The sequence below is a fragment of the Halobaculum sp. MBLA0147 genome, from assembly GCF_041361345.1.
Taxonomy (GTDB): Archaea; Halobacteriota; Halobacteria; order Halobacteriales; family Haloferacaceae; genus JAHENP01.
On sequence record NZ_JBGKAD010000001.1, the window covers coordinates 2146569 to 2163436 of the forward strand.

Sequence of the window (16868 nt, forward strand, 5' to 3'; positions counted from 1 at the left end):
CCGCCGCCCCGCACCGCTCCGCTCTGCTCCGCCACCGCTTGGCGCCGCTACCACCACACCACCACCGCCGCACCGCGAGTTCGTGTGTCTCTGTGACCGTCTCACTCTCGATCTCGGACATCGTCGTACGCGGCGTCGAAGAACGCCCGTTCGAGTGTCACCGTCCGGCAGAACAGATCCGCGACCCGCGCCTCGCGGCGCGGCGAGAGTCGCGGCCTGACGGCGTCCAGCTCCTCGCGGAGCCACGTCACCGTCTCGGAGAACCCCTCGTTCGCGTGGAGCTCGATCCACTCCGCGAGGTAGAACCGCTCGGGACCCCCCTCGGTCGCCGCCCGCGTCGCCCACGAGCGGTACACCCACTCCGCGGGGACGACGACCGCCAGCGTCTCCGCGTACCCACCGGCCCGCGCGGCACGACCGAGCAGGTCGACGAACGCCGCCGTCGAGGGCGCGAGGTCGGGACTCGCCCGGGCCGACTCGGGGACCCCGAGGGCGTCGAACGATCGCCGGAAGTAGTCGTCCTCGTCGTCCGTCAACACCGCCAGGAAGTCGACCAGCCGCGACTGTGTCGCCGGGTCGGGTGCCTCCCCGACCGCGTGTCCGAGGAGGCCGACCAGGTCCCCAACGAAGGCGTAGTCCTGGACGAGGTACCGCCGGAAGACCGCATCTGCGACATCTCCACTGGCCACTTCGTGTGTGAACCGGTGGTCGACGGCCGCGGTCCAGTCCGGTTCGGCACGTGCGCGAAGCCAGTCGGTGAACCGGTCGGCGTCGGCGTCCGTGAACCGCTCGGGTGCACTCTCATCCGACGGCTCGGGTGCGTCGGCCGTCACAGGTCCCACTCCTCGCGTCGCCACGCGGCGTCCCAGAAGCGGTACTCGTAGCGGGCGGAAGTCCGGAACAGCTCCCGGTACCGCTCGCGGTCCGCGGCCGTCGCCTCGCGCGCCACGTCGTCCATCAGCGTCAGACACCAGTCGGTGAGTTCCGAGAACTCCTCGCCCGCGTACGTCTCGATCCACTCGGCGTACCGCTCGTCGGCCGGCAGCCCGCGCTCGGCGAGCCGCAGCCCGACCTCGTTGAACCCCCACATACACGGGAGCAGCGCCGCGACGGTGTCGCCGAACGTCCCGGTCGCCGCCGTCCGGACGAGGAAGTCCGTGTACCCCCGCGTCGTCGGCGACGGCTCCGTCGCCTCCAGATCGGCCTCGTCGATCCCGAACTCGGCCGCGTACGACCGGTGGAGGTCCATCTCCGTGTTCACCGTCGACTCCAGCAACTCCGCGAACGTCCCCATCCGGTCGAGATCCGGCGCGTTCGCCGCCCCCAACGCGAACAGTCGCGCGTACTCGGTCAGGTAGACGTAGTCCTGCCGCACCCAGTACCGGAACGGGGCCTCGTCGAGCGTCCCCGCGCCCAACTGCTCGACCATCGGGTGCTCGAGGATCGCCTCCCAGTACATCTCCGCCTCGTCGTCGATCTCGTCGGTGAAGCTCACACCCGACGCCTCGAGCGCCCTCACCGAGAGTGTTACGACCGAGTTGTATCACTCGGTTGTTGGTCGTCGTCGGGTGGTAGTCGAGGGTTCACTCCCCGTCGGTGCGCCCGTGCCACCAGCGGAGCCAGTCCGCGAGTGGGCCACGCTGGCCCTCCACGGTGATCTCGACGGAGCCGCTCAGTCCCCACTCCGCGGTGGGCGCTCCCCCGCCCGTCCGCAGCGGGACCTCCACCCACACGTCGTCGAACGAACACACGAGGTCCTCCTCGCGGTCGACCGCCTCGTCGAGCAGTTCGTCGACCCGACGCGACCACTCCGGTCGTCGCGGGTCGACACCCTGCGCCGTGTCACTCATACCCACCTCTTCGAGGACCGCCGACTTGTAGTTCCCGCCGTGACGCCGCCGACTCGCCCGCGCCCGCCGCCACCGCGGACCGACACTGCCACCGGTCGCCCCCGACACCACCGTCACACCGAACCACAACCGATTACCACCACGTAGTACTACGTGGTCGTATGCGAGCCACGGCTCCGGACGAGCGGCCGGTCGTGTTGACCGTCGCCGGCAGCGACTCGGGTGGCGGCGCGGGGATCCAGGCGGACGTGAAGACGATCGAGGCGACCGGCGGGTTCGCCACGAGCGTCGTGACGAGCGTCACTGCCCAGCACACCCGTGGTGTCGAGTCGACACACGTCCTCCCGGTCGCGGAGGTACGGGCACAGTTGGACGCCGTCTTCGACGACTTCGACGTGCGGGCGGTGAAGACCGGGATGCTCGCGACCGCCGAGATCGTCGACTGCGTCGCCGAGCGCGCCCGCGAGACGGACGTCCCGTTCGTCGTCGATCCGGTGATGGTGGCCGCCTCCGGCGACCGCCTCCTGGAACCTGCCGCCGAGGACGCCTACCGCGACCTGCTCGCGGCGGCGACACTCGTCACACCCAACGCGGACGAGGCGGCGGTGTTGACCGGGATCGACCCCGACGACGAGGCCGACCTCCGGCGCGTCGGCGAACGGCTCGTCGCCGACGGCGCCGAGGCGGCACTCGTGAAGGGTGGCCACGTCGACGGCGACCCGGTGACGGACGTGCTCGTCCGCGGGGCGGAGCGTGGGAACGCGGCCGACGGCGGTGGTGGCAGCGACGGAGGCGAGGGTGGTGGAACGACCGGTCGGGAGGACGACGGCGGCGAACGTGACCGGACGGTCGTCGAGACGGTCTCCCACGAGCGTGTCGACACCGACGCGACACACGGGTCGGGGTGTACGTTGTCGAGTTCGATCGCCGCACGGTTGGCGGGCGGGGCGACGCTGTCCGCGGCGGTCGCGGGTGGGATCGACCACGTCGCTCGCGCGGTGCGGTACCCCCTGGCCGTCGGTCGCGGGCCGGGTGCAGTCCACCACACCGTGGAACTGCGCGACGAGGGGGCCCGCGAGAGGACCCGCGAGGCCCTCGTCGCCGTCCGCGAGAGCGAGCCGTTCGCCGCCGTCGGCGAGTCCGTCGCGGTCGCGACGCCGTACGCGGAGTCTCCCGCGGGCGTCGTCAGTGCCGTCGACGATGGAATCGCCGGCGACAACCGAGCCCTCGAGTCCGGCGGAGACGACGTCGGCGTCGTGTTCGGACGAGAGACGCCGGTGGTCGACGCCTTGCTGGCCGCTCGTGAGCGAGCGCCGACACTGCGGGTCGCGGTCACGGTGACACACGAGGGAGACGTGACGACTGCCGTCGACACGCTCGGCTGGGAGACGGTGTCGGTCGAGGGGAGTGACGAGACCGGCGACACACTCGCCGACAGCGGGATGGCGGCCGGTGACGGAACGGGAGCGCCACACGCCGTCCGACTCGGAGGCGACGAGTCGCCGGCCGTCGTGGTCGTCGCACCGGACTCGGAGCGACTCCACGAGCGACTGACCGCACTCGTCGAGGCGGCCGACTCGCGGCGGGAACCGTAGCGCGACGGCCTCAGTACGACAGTACTTCGAGGTCGGAGACACGTTCGAAGTCCTCGTCTCGTGTGACGAGACAGGCCCCCGCGTCTCGACAGACGCCGGCGATTATCACGTCGCCCAGGTTCACCGGCTCGCCGGCTGCCCGGAGTTCGCGTTCGACCGCGACCGCCTCGCGGACGGCGGTCTCCGTCGTCGGGAGGGGCTCGATCCAGTCGAGCGCGTCGGCGATTCGCGCGACGGCGTCCGGCCCGTTACTCCGGAGACCACCACGGTACGTCTCGAACAGGACGTACGACGGAGCGGCGAACGGCTCCGGCTCGTGATCCTCGACGAACGCCAGCGTGGCCGGCTCGCCGTCGAGGTAGTCGACGAGGAAACTCGTGTCCGCCGCGATCATCGGGGCTGCCGCTCGCGGGAGTCGTCCAATCGCTCGCGTGCGTCGGCGTCGAACTGCTCGCGTGCGTCGGCGACCGCGGCGGCGAACCCCGGTGTGTCGGCCATCGCGCCGAACCCGTCGGCCGGGTCACCCTCTGCGTCGGTCAAGCGGATGATCGTCTCCGTGAAACTCTCGTCGGGACGCTTGTGTGCCCGGAGTCTGTCGTACGCCTCCTCCGTGATCGTGAGACTCTTTGTCGGCATCGTCGTACGTCTACATCTACACGTACGTGTACTTGCCAGTTACGGCCGAACTGGCAGTTTCGGTCGGAGTGACGGTCACGGCGTACCGAGAGTCGTCGCTACGGCTCCAACTCCAGCGGGACGCTCCCGGAGGTGTACCCCTGGACCCACCCGTTCGGACGGAGGCGGAAGACGACGGCCGGCCGGTGACCCACGTCCGGCTGTTCGCCGTAGATCCGCCGCCAGTCGTCGTCCGCGAACGACGAGCAGTCGACGAACAGCGTCACGCCGCCGCCGTGGGCCTCCAGTTGCCCGGTCGTCTTCGTCTGGGCGGTGTCTTTGATCGCCCGCAGCGGGGAGTCGGTCGAACGGCGGCCCGTCGGCACCGGTCGCGTCACCTCCACAAGCGTCGGCTCCTCGCCGTCGCGTTCGGCGCGGTAGTCGATGACGTGGTCCGTCGACACCTCGATCTCGGGGACCACGTCGTACCCGGCACGCCAGAGGAACCACGCCACGTCGAACTCCCCCATCGTCGCCGCCATCCGGGTGAGGTCGAACAGCTCCGAGGTGCCGAGCTTCGCGGCCATCTCCTCGCGGTACGGGTCGAGTGTCCCCTCTGCGAGGAACGACTCGTAGAACCCCGCCGCCTCGTCGCGGGTCGTGTCCGGGAAGCCGGCGTTCGCGTCGCGGAAGAACCGACGCGTGGTCTCGGCGCCGTCCTTCGAGCAGAACACCGGGAGGAAGAACCACGACAGCGTCGGGTACGCCTCCAGCCACGGCTCGGCCTCGTGGAGCGTCGCCGTCAGTTCGCGTTCGACCCACTCGGTCACCGCCGCGGGCGCCTCGGCGAAGTCGTACTTCGTCGTCCGCCACAGGTCCGAGGGGGTCTCCGTGTTGCCGACCCAGTAGCCGCCCGCCCCGCCGCCGGTGCCGTCCGGTCCCTCGCCGTCGGCCGTCCAGCAGAACAGCGCGAGACTCCCGTCGTCCATCTCGAACCGACGCGCCTCGTAGCCGTCGGGCGGGGAGAACCACGGCGTCGCCGCGACCGCACCGAGGTTGTCGTCGAGGGCGTCGTACAGCGCGGATCGCACCCGGTCCCCGGACCAACGGCCGGGCGAGTACCGGAATCGGAGAGGCGTCGCCACACCCTCACTCGGCGGAGCGACCGTTTCAACGCGTCGGCTCGGCGGCGTCGCGACTGGCGGTGTCGGCGGCGTCGCGACTGGCGGTGTCGGCGGCGTCGCGACTGGCGGTGTCGGCGGCTGAGGGGAGTAAGCCCCCTTCGGTTCGACCCGACATTCGGCTGAGCGCCCGCACCACACCCGCCGCAGTCACGCGGTCGCGAAGACCGCGCGACCGCGACGGTCGCGTCCAGACTACCATCGGGCACCGCCGTCGTGGCGGTGCCGTCGGTGCGGGCTTGCACCGGCGAGGGTTCGCCGTTCCATCCGTTCCCGGGTGTCGCACCTCGGCGGGGGCTCCCGGCCCGCGCTCGCACGCGGTGCGTCGGGTGGCGGCGTCGCCGCGGCCACCGGTCACCCCTCGCGGGGCGGTTCGCGCGCCTCATCGGTCGACCCGGGCGGTGTCGTCTCTGTTCCAGAGCCAGCCGTCTCCGACTCCGGGCGTGTGCCCGGTCGCCCGTCCGGACGGTGGGGGGACTTTCCTCGTGTCGCCACGGGGGTCGGGCTCCCTCTGCCACCCCCGGGTACGACACCCCCGTTGATAAGTCTCGTGGGGGTCGGGGAAGGGTTGAAGTCTCCCCGGCACATCCGTGGGGGTATGTCTCAGGCTCGGGCCGTGCAACTCTCGTACCAGGACGGAGTCCGCGCGGTCGAACTCGCCCGGGAGTCGGTGGCTGCCTTCGTACGCCGCGGCCAACGCGAGGACCCGGGGAGCATGCGCGACGCGTTCTACAACCGCACCGGTGCGTTCGTCCGGCTGAAGTCGACGCGTGGCCGCGGTCGGCTCCGCGGGTGTGCCGGCTCGTACAGCGCCGACGAACAGCTCGGGCACGCCATCGTCGACGCCGCCATCGGTGCGGCCTCGAAGGACTCCGGCGGCTCGGAGGTCGAGTCCGGCGAACTCGACACACTCCAGGTGTCCGTCTGCGTCGTCGAGGACGTGACACTGACCGACGACCCCGTCGCCGATCTCGAACTCGGTCGCCACGGCGTCGCCGTCGACTACCGCGACCAGCACGGCTGGCTGTACCCGACAGTCCCCGTCGAGAACGGCTGGAGCACGGAACAGTTCCTCTCGCGCACCTGCCGGAAGTGCGGCCTCTCCCCGCTCGCGTGGCAGGAAGACGAGGCGGTCGTCACGCTCATCGACGGCCAGGTGTACCGCGAACGCCCCGACGGCGGCAGCGTCGAAGAACTGTAGCGGCCGTCCGCGACGACAGACGCCCAGATTCTCTACCACCCGCGTCCCGAGTCACCGCCGTCGCTCTCGACTGCCACCGAGCCGCCTCTCGTCACCGAACCTCTCTCACTCCCGAAGCGCCGAGCAGGGAACCTCTCACTCCCGGAACCCGACACGGTCGGCCTCCGCGAGTGCCCGCTCGGCGGTCGCGTCGATCTCGAACGAGCGGACGACCTCGCCGTTCCGCACCACCGGCTCCAACAGCGACTCCCCGTCTGCGGGGCCCGCGCGATCCCGCCGGCCGACGTGGTGGCCCCCCTCGGGCGTGCGGTACACCGACTTCGCGCCCGAGAGTTTCCCGCGTTTGGCCGCCGGTTCGCCGTCCACCGTCACCAGGTCCAGCGAGAAGTCCACCGGATCGGCGTTCGAGACGGAGCCGCCGACGCCGAACCCGTCGGCCACGTCGCGGAGCCGCCGCAGGTCCGCGGGGCCGAGTCCGCCCGAGAGGAACACGTCCACGTCGTCGCGGCCGCGGGCGTCCAGTTCCCACGCGACCTCGCGGGCGACGTGCCGGAAGTCGCCGCGCCGCGAGCCGGTCGTGTCGAGTCGGACCCCGTCGAGGTCCTCCCCCAACTCCGCGGCGGCGGCCAACACCTCCTCGACCTCGTCGCCGTAGGTGTCGCACAGCGCGACCACCGGGGTGTCCTCGGGACTCGCGTCCGCGAAGGCTCGCCACGCCGCCGCGCGCTCCGCGCGGCCGAAGCAGATCACCAGTGCGTGTGGCATCGTCCCCGACGGCTCGCGGTCCAACTGCTCGCCGGCGGCGACGTGCGAGAACCCGTCGAACCCCGCCTGGAGTGCGCTCCGCTCGACCATCCCGGCGAGCGCCGGGTGGACGTGGCGTGCGCCGAAGGACAGCAGGGTCGTCTCCGGCGCGGCCACGCGACACGCCAGTGCGGCCGTCGCGACGCCGGTCGCGTGCGAGAGGAACCCCAGCAGCGCCGTCTCCAACTCCGCGAACGCGAGGTACGACCCCTCGATCCGGAGCACTGGCCCACCGTCGAAACACGTCCCCGGCGGGAGTGCGTCCACGTCGACACCTCGCCCGGCGAGCAGCGAGACGGCGTTCTCGACGCCCGCGAGCACCTCGAACGTCCCCGTCGGGAACTGGTCGGCGGTCACCTCCGCGACGACGTGTGGGTCGCGGTCGGCCGCCGTCAGCGTCTCGCGCGTCCGCCGGAAGTAGGCGTCCGTCGCGCGCCCCTCGAGGATCGCCGCGGTGTCGACGGTGTCGAACGGCTCCGCAGACGGTCCCGTGGCGTCCGCGGTCGCTGCAGTCGCCGTGGCGTCCGCCGGGGCTCCAGCGTCGGACGCCGCCTCGGCGTCCGGCGGTGTCGTGTCGTCTGTCACACCCCGGGGTTCGTCGGCATCCGACAAAAACCGTCGCAGGTGGAGGCGGTGGTGGCCGGGGTAGTGGTGAAGAGTCGAGAGTGGAGGTGGGACCCGCCCTCACAGCCGCGACCGGATCGTCTCGGCGGTGGCGTCCCCGACGCCGTCCACGTCGGTGAGCGCGTCGTGACTCGCCGCGCGGACGTTCTCGACGGAGCCGAACCGCCGCAGGAGTCGTTCGCGCGTCTGCGGGCCGACACCCGGCACCTCGTCCAACACCGTCGACACGTCGTCGCGGAGCTTCTGGTGGTACTGGACCGCGAAGCGGTGGGCCTCGTCGCGGACGCGCTGGAGCACGTGGAGGTGGGCCGCGTCGTCGGCCCAGTCGTGGACGCGGTCGTCCGTGATCACCAGTTCCTCCTCCTTCGCCAACGCGACGGCGGGCACGTCCCAGCCGGTCGCCGCCAGCGCGTCCGTCGCCGCGCCGAGTTGCCCGTCCCCGCCGTCGATCACGAGCAGGTCCGGGTCCGGCCGGTCGTCGCGTCCCTCGACGGCGCGGTCGGCACGCCACCGCAGCAACTCCCGCATGTTGTCGTAGTCGTCGTTCCGGTCGGTGAGCTTCTTGCGCCGGTAGGCCGACTTCTCCGCCGACCCGTCCACGAAACAGACGTTCGATCCGACGGCGTGTCGCCCCTGCGCGTGGGACACGTCGAACCCCTCGATCCGCTCGGGACGGGCGATCCTCAGCGCGTCCGCCAGCGCACCGAGTTCGTCCGTCCGGGTCGGGCCACTGCGGGCGTTCTTCAACGCGAGATCGACGAGTTTCCCCTCGCGACCCGCGCCGGGGACGCGGACGGCGACGCCCTCCGTCTCCAGCCACTCGCGGACCTCCCGCTCGTCGGGCCGCTCCGAGAGGAGGATCGCGTCCGGGAACGATCGCTCGGCGTAGTACTGGACGAGGAACGCCGACAACACGGCCGCGACGCCGTCGCTCCCCTCGGGCGCGTCGAGGGTGTGGCGCGACCGGTCGACGAGTTGGCCGTCCTCGCTGTGGAGTCGCGCGACGACCGCCCGGTCCCCCTCGACGGTCGCCCCGAGCACGTCCACCGCCGACTCCCGACCGGCCTCGTCGCTGATCGCCGCCTCACCCTCGCCGTGGAAGGCTCGCACCACGTCGAGACGGTCCCGGAGGTTGGCGGCGCGCTCGAACTCCTGGGCGGCGGCGGCCGCCTCCATCGCCCGCTCCATCGGGTCCGCGAGGATCCCCGTCTCGCCCTCGAGGAACCGCCGGACGCTGGTCACGTCCTCGGCGTACGTCTCGGAGTCGATCTCGTCGACACACGGCGCGGTACACAGCCCGACCTCGTAGTCGAGACACGGGCGGTCGCGGGTGTCGTACTCGTGGTCGGAACAGCCGCGCAGCCCGTACGTCTCCCGCAGCGCCTTGACGACCGTCTCCACGCGCCCGACGCTGGTGAACGGGCCGAAGACGGTCGCTCCCTCGTCGGGGTCGCGGGTCACCTCGATCCGCGGGACCGGGTGGGCGGTCAACTGCACCAGCGGGTACGACTTGTCGTCTTTCAGCCGGACGTTGAACCGCGGACTGTGGCGCTTGATCAGGTTCGCCTCCAACAACAGTGCCTGCGTCTCCGTGTCGGTGACGGCGTAGTCCAGTGTGTCCGCACGCTCGACCATCCGCGCGATCCGAGCCGACCGCGGGTCGGCGTACGACCGCACCCGGTCCCGCAGGTCAACCGCCTTCCCGACGTACAACACCGTCTCGCCGGCGAGGAACTGGTACACCCCGGGGTCGGTCGGGAACGCCGCCGCACGCTCTCGGAGTTTGGCCGCGTCCATCACAAACCGTTCGGGGCCCGACGAGTTTCAGGGTGACGCGTCGGTGGGCAGACGAGTTTCTGTGTGACACGTCGGGAGCGGATCGACGACACCGACGTGACCGCGCGCCACGAGTGTGGGTGGCAGACCCACGAGCGGTCGCGGCAGGTCGTGCCGGATCCGAGATGCTACCGACGGGTCGTCGGCAGAACCAACGCCCCGGGAGACACAAGGATTCCGGTGTCGCTCCCCCGGGAGACTCTACTTATCAAAACGGCGAACCCAGAGTTAACTTTGAAATAGACTGGTGGGTTCACGCATCCTGTATGTCGTGGTTCACGAAGCTGCGGGACCGGTTCCGTGACGACGCGGCCGACGGGGACGGCTCGACCCTCACCGACGGCGGCGTCGCACAGGGGGCCGAACCGGTCACCGCGGAGCCGACGGGGGAGACCGACGAAGACGACGAGTTGAACGTCGACGACGATCTGTTGTTGGACAGTATCGGCTCGCCCGTGTTCATGCTCGACACCGACGGCGAGATCGTCGCGTGGAACGAGGGGATGGCCGGTGTGACGGGTGTCTCGGACGAGACCGCGCTGGGACACGTCGGCGTCGCGGAGTTGGTGTACGACGACGCGAGCGACGCACAGACACTCGCGGAGAAGGTGTTGTCGGCCCCCGAGTCGGCCCACGAGCGGTTCGACGTCGAACTCAGAGACCCCGAGTTGCAGGTGTACGCCGACGACGAGCGGCTCGTCGGCGGCGACGGGGCGGTCCACTTCTGTGAGCTCACGGCGCGGCCGCTGTACGAGGACGGGGAGTTCGTCGCCGTCGTCCAGACCGTCATCGACAACACCACCGAGGTGCGTCGCCGCGAGTCCGTCGAGGGGCTCGTCGACGAGGTGCAGGCGACGCTGCGAGAACTGATGGACGGGAACCTCGGCGCCAGAGCCTCCTTCGAGGACGAGCACGACTGTCTCGACGAGGACCTCCTGCTCGTCGTCGAGGAACTCAACCGGACCGCGGAGACGTTCGAGGAGACCGCCGCGGGCGTCGACGAGCGAGCCGCGGAGTTGCGGGCCGCCGTCGACCGCGCCAGCGAGGCCGCCGAGGGGATCGCGGAGAACGTCGGCGAGCAGAACGAACTGCTGGAGGAGGGTGTCTCGGAGATGCAGACGTTCTCGGCGTCGATGGAGGAGGTCGCCGCCACGGCCGAGCAGGTCGACCAGGCGGCCGAGCAGGCGCGCGACGCCGCCGTCGAGGGACTCGGCGCCTCCGAGGACGCCCGCGAGGCGACGGACGACGTGACGGAGATCGGCCAGGAGTTGGTCGACTCCGTGACGGCGTTGGGCGACCGGATGGACGAGATCGAGGAGGTCGTCGAGGTGATCTCGGACGTGGCCGAGCAGACGAACCTGCTGGCGTTGAACGCCAACATCGAGGCCGCCCGCGCCGGCGAGGAGGGTGACGGCTTCGCGGTCGTCGCCGAGGAGGTGAAGAGTCTCGCCGACGAGACACGCAGTCACACCGAAGACATCACCGAGAGTATCGACGCCCTGCAGTCACAGACGGACGACACCGTCGTCGCCGCAGAACAGTCCCACGAGCAGATCGACCACGCGGCCGAGCAGATCGACGAGGTGTTGGTCGCCTTCGAGGAGATCGCCGACGCGATCGACGAGGCCGCCGACGGGATCGCGGAGGTGTCCCGGGCGACGGACGACCAGGCCTCCACCGTCGAGGAGCTCACGGCGACGATCGAGGACGTGCGCCAGCGGTCGGACGAGACGGAGGACGCCGCCCGCGACATCGTCGACGCGACGGACGAACAGGACGCCGCGATCGACGAACTCACCGACCGCGTCGACGAGTTGCGGGGCGGCCGAGGCGCGACGCGCGCCGACGGCGGTCGCGTCGGGACCCGAGGTGCGGCCGACCCTGCCGAGTGAGGGCTGCTCTCGATCCCGGCTCCGCGGAGTGATCACTCCTCTACCGATTCTCGCTCGCCGCTTCTCGCGCGCCGCTTCTCGCTCGCCGCTTCTCGCGACACGGACCCGAGCCGTTTACCAGCCGGGGCGCCGACCGGGTAGTATGCGCCTGTGGCTCGTCGAGCGGTCCCACGACACCCGCAACGTCGTCACGATCACCTACGCGACGACCGACGGCGACCGAATCTACCGGCGGCAGGCGACGGTCGAACGGCTCTCTCGGTCACCGGCGACGGCCGCGACCGAACGCGACCCGGAGGCCGTCGAGACCGTCGACGACCCCGACCGCCGCGAGCGGTACGCCGAGGAGGCGTCTCGGATGGCCGAGACACACGACCCCGACGACGAGGTCTGACGCCACCGCTGGCGGGTGTCGAGCGCCCGGCGACCGCCGACGCCAGACGACACGCTACTCGCAGATCGACCCCACACGTCACGCCACCGCGAGAACCAACCGCCGCCGCGCGCCGCTCAACACCACTCTTCGAGCGGTCGCGCCTCTCCCGCACGGATCGAGAGCCAGGCGTCCTCGCGCCCGAGATCCGCGATCACGAACTCGGAGGTCGACTCGTCGACTGCGGCCATAACCTCCGCACCTCCGTCCGTGTGGGACTGTGTCATGTCTGACACTGTGTCCCACGACGACATAAACGCGTCGGAACCGCGTGAGTGTTTCACGCACCGAGATCGGCCCGCGGGGGCTCGCACCCGTGGAGACGTGTCCGTTCCGTGGGCTACCACCTCCAGTCACGGGGCCACGCCGTGGGTGGCCGGTCCGCGTGTGACCGTCACCTGGGTGACCGCTCCGTGGACGGTCTGGTCACGCGTCGTCGACGTGGTACAGCGTCGCGCCGCCGGGGAGCGGCGCCGGAGTGACCGGCACCGTCGGCGGGTCGCCGCCGAGGGTCGTGAAGGCGGCGTCCGCGCCGGTCGCGGCGGCGACGGTCGCGAGCGGGCGGTGGAGTTCCGGCGGGCAGTGGAGCGCGTAGAGCACGTCGGCGTGGTACGGCCCACCGGGGTCCGCGCCGTCCCGGGCGCGATCGGCGGCCGCGAGGAGGTCGTCGCGGACGAACTGGACTCCCTCCGGGACCGCTCGCGGACGCACGTCCGTGGCGACGACGGAGAGCCCGCGCTCGGCGAGCGTGGCGGCCACGCCGGGGCGGCGACCGACGCCGACCTCGCAGGCCGAGTCGTGATCCGCGAGCGTGTCGGCGACGGGAGTGCGGTCGGGCACGAGACTGGGCGAGAAACTTATGCCCGGGCCACACAAAAGGAGTTCCATGCTCGTCGACATCGTGCCCGTCGGGGAGGTCCCCGCGCAGGTCAAGCGGGAGGCGTCCGCCGCCCTCCGCACCATCTACGACTGCGAGGTGACCGTACACGACGAGCAGGACGTGCCCCGTGGCGCGTACGACCGCAGCCGCAACCAGTACCGCGCCGAGCAGTTCATCGAACTCGTCTCCCGGGTCGGTGGCGGCGAGAAGAACATCGGCATCACCGGCGAAGACCTCTACTACCGGCGTCGCAACTACGTCTTCGGGCTGGCGTACCTCAACGGCAACGGGTCCGTGATCTCCACCCACCGGCTCCAGACCTCCTCGGACGGCGGCTTCTCCACCCGCTCGGACGAGTCCGTCTTCACCGACCGCGTCCGCAAGGAGATCGTCCACGAGATCGGCCACACCCTCGGGTTGGAACACTGCGACAACAGTAAGTGTGTGATGAGTTTCTCCCCGACAGTCCGCGAGGTCGATCGCAAGGAGGAGAAGTTCTGCGGCACCTGTTCACAGGAAGTGTGGTGACGGGCGGGAGACTCCCGTCGACTCGTCGTGCCTCGTGGCCGCCGCTCTCGACGACTCTCGTCTCCGTGTCTCGCCCGTCTCCGTGAGCCGTCTCGACCGACCACTCGGGAGTGTTCGACCCCGTGAGCGGGGGCTCGTGGGTACCTCGTCCGAGAGAAGTGATCGCGGGCGGTTCGCTGGCGGTGTCTAGTCGGGCGTTACCACGGGAGCGGAATCGGGTAGTAGGTCTCGAGCAACATCGTTGTCACCTCCTGGGGTGTGACTCCGCGTTCCGGTGCTAGGGTTTAATCTCTTGTGAAGTAGGACTCACACGCATACAGGTGTGAACAAGACGGCGGCGAGTCGATCGGTTTCGTAAATCGGCGGTGAGACCACCGCCAGCGGGCGTCGGTCCGTCGCTCGGTTCGACTGTCGGGTCGAGTGCCCTCAGAAGGGCAGCGGAATCGGAACGTACCGGTAGAGATCCATCGTGTTCACCTCCCGTGGTACGGTAACACACGTCGACGGGGTACTATTTCATCTCTTCGAAATAGAACGAACACGTGTGTGTTCGCTTCCAACTCAGACACAGGTGGTATCCACACTTCGTGTTCGTACCTTACCACTCGCAGTGAGGTATTCACGCACCACACGCGTATTCACTCGTGATCGGGTCGCCACGGCGGCCGTCGTCGACCGAACGACACCACCCGTCCGACGGAGACGACGAGGGTGTAGAGAGCACGACGAGTCGAGAGGCGAGAGACGAGACTGGGGAGACAGCAGGACGGGCCGACGAGTCGAGAGCCGAGAACGGAGCGTGGTGATCGCGGCGACCGAGCGACGCCGAGCTACCCGGTGTAGTAGTACTCGCCGTCGCGCTTCTGTTGGCTGTCCAGTTGCGAGCCGGGCTTGTTGATCCGTGGTCGCCCCGTCCGCTCGTCGCGGCGGAACGTCACGTCCAGGTCCGCGAGGAAGTCGTTCATCCCCGCGCGCATCTCCTGTGGCTCGCGGGCGGTCCCGTGGGCCGCCGGCTCGCCGTCGAACACCAGCAGGCGGTCGGCCAGCAGGTCGATCATGTAGATGTCGTGGTCGATCACCATCACCGTGGCGTCGTTGTGCTCGGCGTACCGCCGGATGGCGGTCGTCGCCTGCACGCGCTGTTCCACGTCGAGGTGTGCGGAGGGTTCGTCCAGCAGGTACAGGTCCGCGTCCTCCGAGATGGTGGCAGCGATGGCGACCCGCTGGCGCTCCCCGCCCGAGAGGTCGTCGAGGTTCTGCTCCATCAGCCGGTTGAGCTGGAGCGGCCGCGCGACCTCCGTGTCCCAGTAGGAGGTGCCGAAGTCGTCCGTCACCGACGAGAGGAACGCGTCGACCCGCATCGGCTGGTCGATCTCGATGTACTGCGGCTTGTACGCGATGTCGAGGTTCGTCTCCAACGACCCCTCGTCCGGCGTGAGCTTCCCGGCCAACAGCTTCGCGAACGTCGACTTCCCGATCCCGTTCGGGCCGACGACACCCAACACCTCGGCCTCGTGGATGGTCCCCGGCTCGACGGACAGCGAGAACGCGCCGTCGCCGTACGACTTCGACAGTTCGGGGTACTCCAACAGCGGTCGCCCGACGGTCGCCTCCTGTGGGGCGTGTTCCTCGAACTCGATGGCCTCCTGGCGGATCCGCATGTTCTCGTTGTCGAGGTACCCCGAGAGGTACTCGTTGATCCCGTTGCGGACGGACTTGGGGTCCGTGACGACGCCGTACGCGCCCGGCTCCCCGTAGGTGACGTGGAGCGTGTCCGCCAGCAGGTCGAGGATCGCCAGGTCGTGTTCGACGACCATCACGGCGCGGTCCTCGTCGTCGGCCAACTCCCGGACGAGTCGGGCCGCCGTCATCCGCTGGCCCACGTCGAGGTACGGCGTGATCTCGTCGAAGAAGTAGAACTCCGCGTCGCGTGCCAGCGTCGCCGCCAACGCCACCCGCTGGAGCTCCCCGCCCGAGATGTCGTCGATGTGGCTGTCCATCACCGCGCGGACGTTCAGCCGGTCGACCAACTCGTCGAGCACGCCGCGCTCGTCGGTCGTCTCCAACAGCGCACGCACCGGGCCGTCGAACTGGTCGGGGATCTGGTCGACGTACTGCGGCTTGCGCGCCACGTCGATCTCCCCGTCGACGATCCGCTCGACGTACGTCTGCAGTTCCGTCCCGCGGACGCGGTCGAGCACCGCCTCCCAGGCGGCCTCCGTCTCGTGGTTCCCGAGGTTCGGCACCATCTCGCCCGACAGCATCCGCACGGCGGTGGACTTCCCGATGCCGTTCGGGCCGAGGATCCCCGTCACGCCACCAGGCTCGGGCACGGGGAGCCCGTACAGCCCGAAGGCGTTCTCCCCGTAGCGGTGGATCGGCTCGTCGTCCAACTCCGAGGGGAGGTTGATGATCTCGATGGCGTCGAACGGACACTTCTCGACACAGATCCCACACGACTCGCCGAGACAGATCTCCTCGGAGATCCAGATCTGGTCGGGGGCGCCGTCGTACGGCTCGTCCTCGTCGTACCGCTCCCCACGGGTGGTGATACAGTCCTTCCCGGTCCGGTTGGGCGGACAGTAGTTCGAACACTCGTAGTTGCAGCGGTCGGGCTGGCACCTGTCCAAGTCCACGACCGCGATACTGTCGTCCGCCATCGTCACACCCCGGTCGACAACAGGACCGCGTAGGAGATGAACCAGAACGTGAACGTCATGAACACGACGTAGAGGTTGTCCTTGACGCCGAACTCGGAGACGTCGACGCCGATCAGCTTCAGCAGTGGGTACTGGACGGCGAGGACGACCGCGACGACGCCCAGCGAGAGACGGCTCGTCGCCGCCTCCAGTCCCACCCCGAACAGCTGTGCGGACGCGAGTGCGGCGACGATCCCGCCGACACAGGCGAGTGTCGTCACCGTCACCCCCCGAAGGTGGTCGGACAGCCCGGTGGTGGTCTCGGTAGCCATACGACAGCGTGCGTGAGCCGGCGACTAAAGGGGTTCGCTCTCGGGGACGCGAGAGCGGCCGTAGTGGGTGGTTACGTACGTGTCACCGCCCCACGCGGAAGCCGTCAAGCTTTAACACACTGCGTGTTTCGAATCGTAACGATGGCCGAATCCGACGAGGAGACACTCGACGACTTGCCGCCGAGTGCGAAGCTCGTGTTCAAGGTACTGGAGTACAACGGCTCGCTGACCCAGAAGGGGATCGTCGAAGAGTCGATGCTCTCGGCGCGGACGGTGCGGTACGCGCTCGAACGACTGGAGAACATCGGTGTCGTGGACGAGGACGTCTACTTCGCCGACGCGCGACAGAACCTCTACCAGCTCACCGAGGACGGCGTCGACAGCGTCCCCGGCGACTCCCACCCACACGGGAAGGAGTCCGAGCAGGAGGCTTGAGACCGGCGATCGAGCAGCGGGCT

The 16868-nt window shown here is 69.7% G+C and carries 19 protein-coding genes and 1 other RNA gene; 7 read left to right on the top strand and 13 right to left on the bottom strand.

What is annotated here, in order from left to right; all coding sequences use genetic code 11:
• Positions 1 to 101: 101 nt before the first annotated feature.
• The 3 genes from RYH80_RS10225 to RYH80_RS10235 form a co-directional block, all read right to left on the bottom strand.
• Positions 102 to 833: a TenA family protein gene (locus RYH80_RS10225; RefSeq protein ID WP_370903765.1), complete on the bottom strand. Its 732-nt coding sequence runs from the start codon at positions 831 to 833 to the stop codon at positions 102 to 104.
• Positions 830 to 1495, bottom strand: coding sequence for a thiaminase II (gene tenA, locus RYH80_RS10230; RefSeq protein ID WP_370903766.1), 666 nt, complete (start codon positions 1493 to 1495; stop codon positions 830 to 832). Before tenA ends, RYH80_RS10225 begins: the two co-directional genes overlap by 4 nt.
• An 88-nt stretch (positions 1496 to 1583) precedes the next feature.
• A complete protein-coding gene (locus tag RYH80_RS10235; protein ID WP_370903767.1) occupies positions 1584 to 1850 on the bottom strand; it encodes a hypothetical protein in 267 nt (88 codons plus the stop codon).
• A 161-nt stretch (positions 1851 to 2011) separates the two neighbouring features.
• On the opposite strand from RYH80_RS10235, the gene thiD reads away from it, so the two are divergent.
• Positions 2012 to 3445, top strand: coding sequence for a bifunctional hydroxymethylpyrimidine kinase/phosphomethylpyrimidine kinase (gene thiD / locus RYH80_RS10240; protein ID WP_370903768.1), 1434 nt, complete (start codon positions 2012 to 2014; stop codon positions 3443 to 3445).
• A 10-nt stretch (positions 3446 to 3455) separates the two neighbouring features.
• Here thiD and RYH80_RS10245 read toward each other — a convergent pair whose 3' ends face one another.
• The 4 genes from RYH80_RS10245 to rnpB form a co-directional block, all read right to left on the bottom strand.
• Positions 3456 to 3839 carry a PIN domain-containing protein gene (locus tag RYH80_RS10245; RefSeq protein ID WP_370903769.1) on the bottom strand — a complete coding sequence of 128 codons (384 nt, stop codon included), beginning with the start codon at positions 3837 to 3839 and terminating at the stop codon, positions 3456 to 3458.
• On the bottom strand, positions 3836 to 4081 hold the full coding sequence (locus tag RYH80_RS10250) for an antitoxin VapB family protein (RefSeq protein WP_370903770.1): 246 nt from the start codon (positions 4079 to 4081) through the stop codon (positions 3836 to 3838). Before RYH80_RS10250 ends, RYH80_RS10245 begins: the two co-directional genes overlap by 4 nt.
• A gap of 98 nt (positions 4082 to 4179) precedes the next feature.
• Positions 4180 to 5205 (bottom strand): DUF5784 family protein, encoded by a 1026-nt coding sequence (locus RYH80_RS10255; RefSeq protein WP_370903771.1) that lies wholly within the window; start codon positions 5203 to 5205, stop codon positions 4180 to 4182.
• Between the two features lie 115 nt (positions 5206 to 5320).
• An RNA gene (rnpB, locus tag RYH80_RS10260) (RNase P RNA component) lies at positions 5321 to 5757 on the bottom strand.
• Between the two features lie 82 nt (positions 5758 to 5839).
• Between rnpB and RYH80_RS10265 the strand changes: the two genes are divergently transcribed.
• Positions 5840 to 6442 carry a TIGR00296 family protein gene (locus RYH80_RS10265; protein ID WP_370903772.1) on the top strand — a complete coding sequence of 201 codons (603 nt, stop codon included), beginning with the start codon at positions 5840 to 5842 and terminating at the stop codon, positions 6440 to 6442.
• Positions 6443 to 6577: 135 nt separating this feature from the next.
• Here RYH80_RS10265 and RYH80_RS10270 read toward each other — a convergent pair whose 3' ends face one another.
• On the bottom strand, positions 6578 to 7831 hold the full coding sequence (locus RYH80_RS10270; RefSeq protein WP_370903773.1) for a nicotinate phosphoribosyltransferase: 1254 nt from the start codon (positions 7829 to 7831) through the stop codon (positions 6578 to 6580).
• A gap of 99 nt (positions 7832 to 7930) precedes the next feature.
• A complete protein-coding gene (locus RYH80_RS10275; RefSeq protein ID WP_370903774.1) occupies positions 7931 to 9667 on the bottom strand; it encodes an excinuclease ABC subunit C in 1737 nt (578 codons plus the stop codon).
• 63 nt (positions 9668 to 9730) lie between these two features.
• Here RYH80_RS10275 and RYH80_RS10280 point away from each other — a divergent pair, with 63 nt between their 5' ends.
• From RYH80_RS10280 to RYH80_RS10290, 3 genes are all read left to right on the top strand, one after another.
• Positions 9731 to 9949 carry a hypothetical protein gene (locus RYH80_RS10280; RefSeq protein ID WP_370903775.1) on the top strand — a complete coding sequence of 73 codons (219 nt, stop codon included), beginning with the start codon at positions 9731 to 9733 and terminating at the stop codon, positions 9947 to 9949.
• Positions 9950 to 9972: 23 nt separating this feature from the next.
• Positions 9973 to 11598, top strand: a complete 1626-nt coding sequence (locus RYH80_RS10285) for a methyl-accepting chemotaxis protein (protein ID WP_370903776.1) — start codon at positions 9973 to 9975, stop codon at positions 11596 to 11598.
• 142 nt (positions 11599 to 11740) lie between these two features.
• Positions 11741 to 11992, top strand: a complete 252-nt coding sequence (locus RYH80_RS10290) for a DUF7967 family protein (RefSeq protein WP_370903777.1) — start codon at positions 11741 to 11743, stop codon at positions 11990 to 11992.
• Between the two features lie 116 nt (positions 11993 to 12108).
• Here the strand turns inward: RYH80_RS10290 and RYH80_RS10295 are convergent, their stop codons facing one another.
• Entirely contained in the window at positions 12109 to 12258 is a 150-nt protein-coding gene (locus tag RYH80_RS10295; RefSeq protein WP_370903778.1) for a DUF7556 family protein, read from the bottom strand.
• A gap of 199 nt (positions 12259 to 12457) precedes the next feature.
• Complete coding sequence (locus tag RYH80_RS10300; RefSeq protein ID WP_370903779.1) at positions 12458 to 12871, bottom strand: UPF0146 family protein; 414 nt, start codon at positions 12869 to 12871, stop codon at positions 12458 to 12460.
• Between the two features lie 46 nt (positions 12872 to 12917).
• Here RYH80_RS10300 and RYH80_RS10305 point away from each other — a divergent pair, with 46 nt between their 5' ends.
• Positions 12918 to 13439: an archaemetzincin family Zn-dependent metalloprotease gene (locus RYH80_RS10305; RefSeq protein ID WP_370903780.1), complete on the top strand. Its 522-nt coding sequence runs from the start codon at positions 12918 to 12920 to the stop codon at positions 13437 to 13439.
• A gap of 830 nt (positions 13440 to 14269) precedes the next feature.
• Here RYH80_RS10305 and RYH80_RS10310 read toward each other — a convergent pair.
• Positions 14270 to 16099 carry a ribosome biogenesis/translation initiation ATPase RLI gene (locus tag RYH80_RS10310; protein WP_370903782.1) on the bottom strand — a complete coding sequence of 610 codons (1830 nt, stop codon included), beginning with the start codon at positions 16097 to 16099 and terminating at the stop codon, positions 14270 to 14272.
• A gap of 2 nt (positions 16100 to 16101) precedes the next feature.
• Entirely contained in the window at positions 16102 to 16410 is a 309-nt protein-coding gene (locus RYH80_RS10315) for an EMC6-like membrane protein (protein ID WP_370903783.1), read from the bottom strand.
• A 141-nt stretch (positions 16411 to 16551) separates the two neighbouring features.
• Between RYH80_RS10315 and RYH80_RS10320 the strand changes: the two genes are divergently transcribed.
• Positions 16552 to 16845, top strand: a complete 294-nt coding sequence (locus RYH80_RS10320; protein ID WP_370903784.1) for a winged helix-turn-helix transcriptional regulator — start codon at positions 16552 to 16554, stop codon at positions 16843 to 16845.
• The last annotated feature ends 23 nt before the right edge of the window (positions 16846 to 16868 follow it).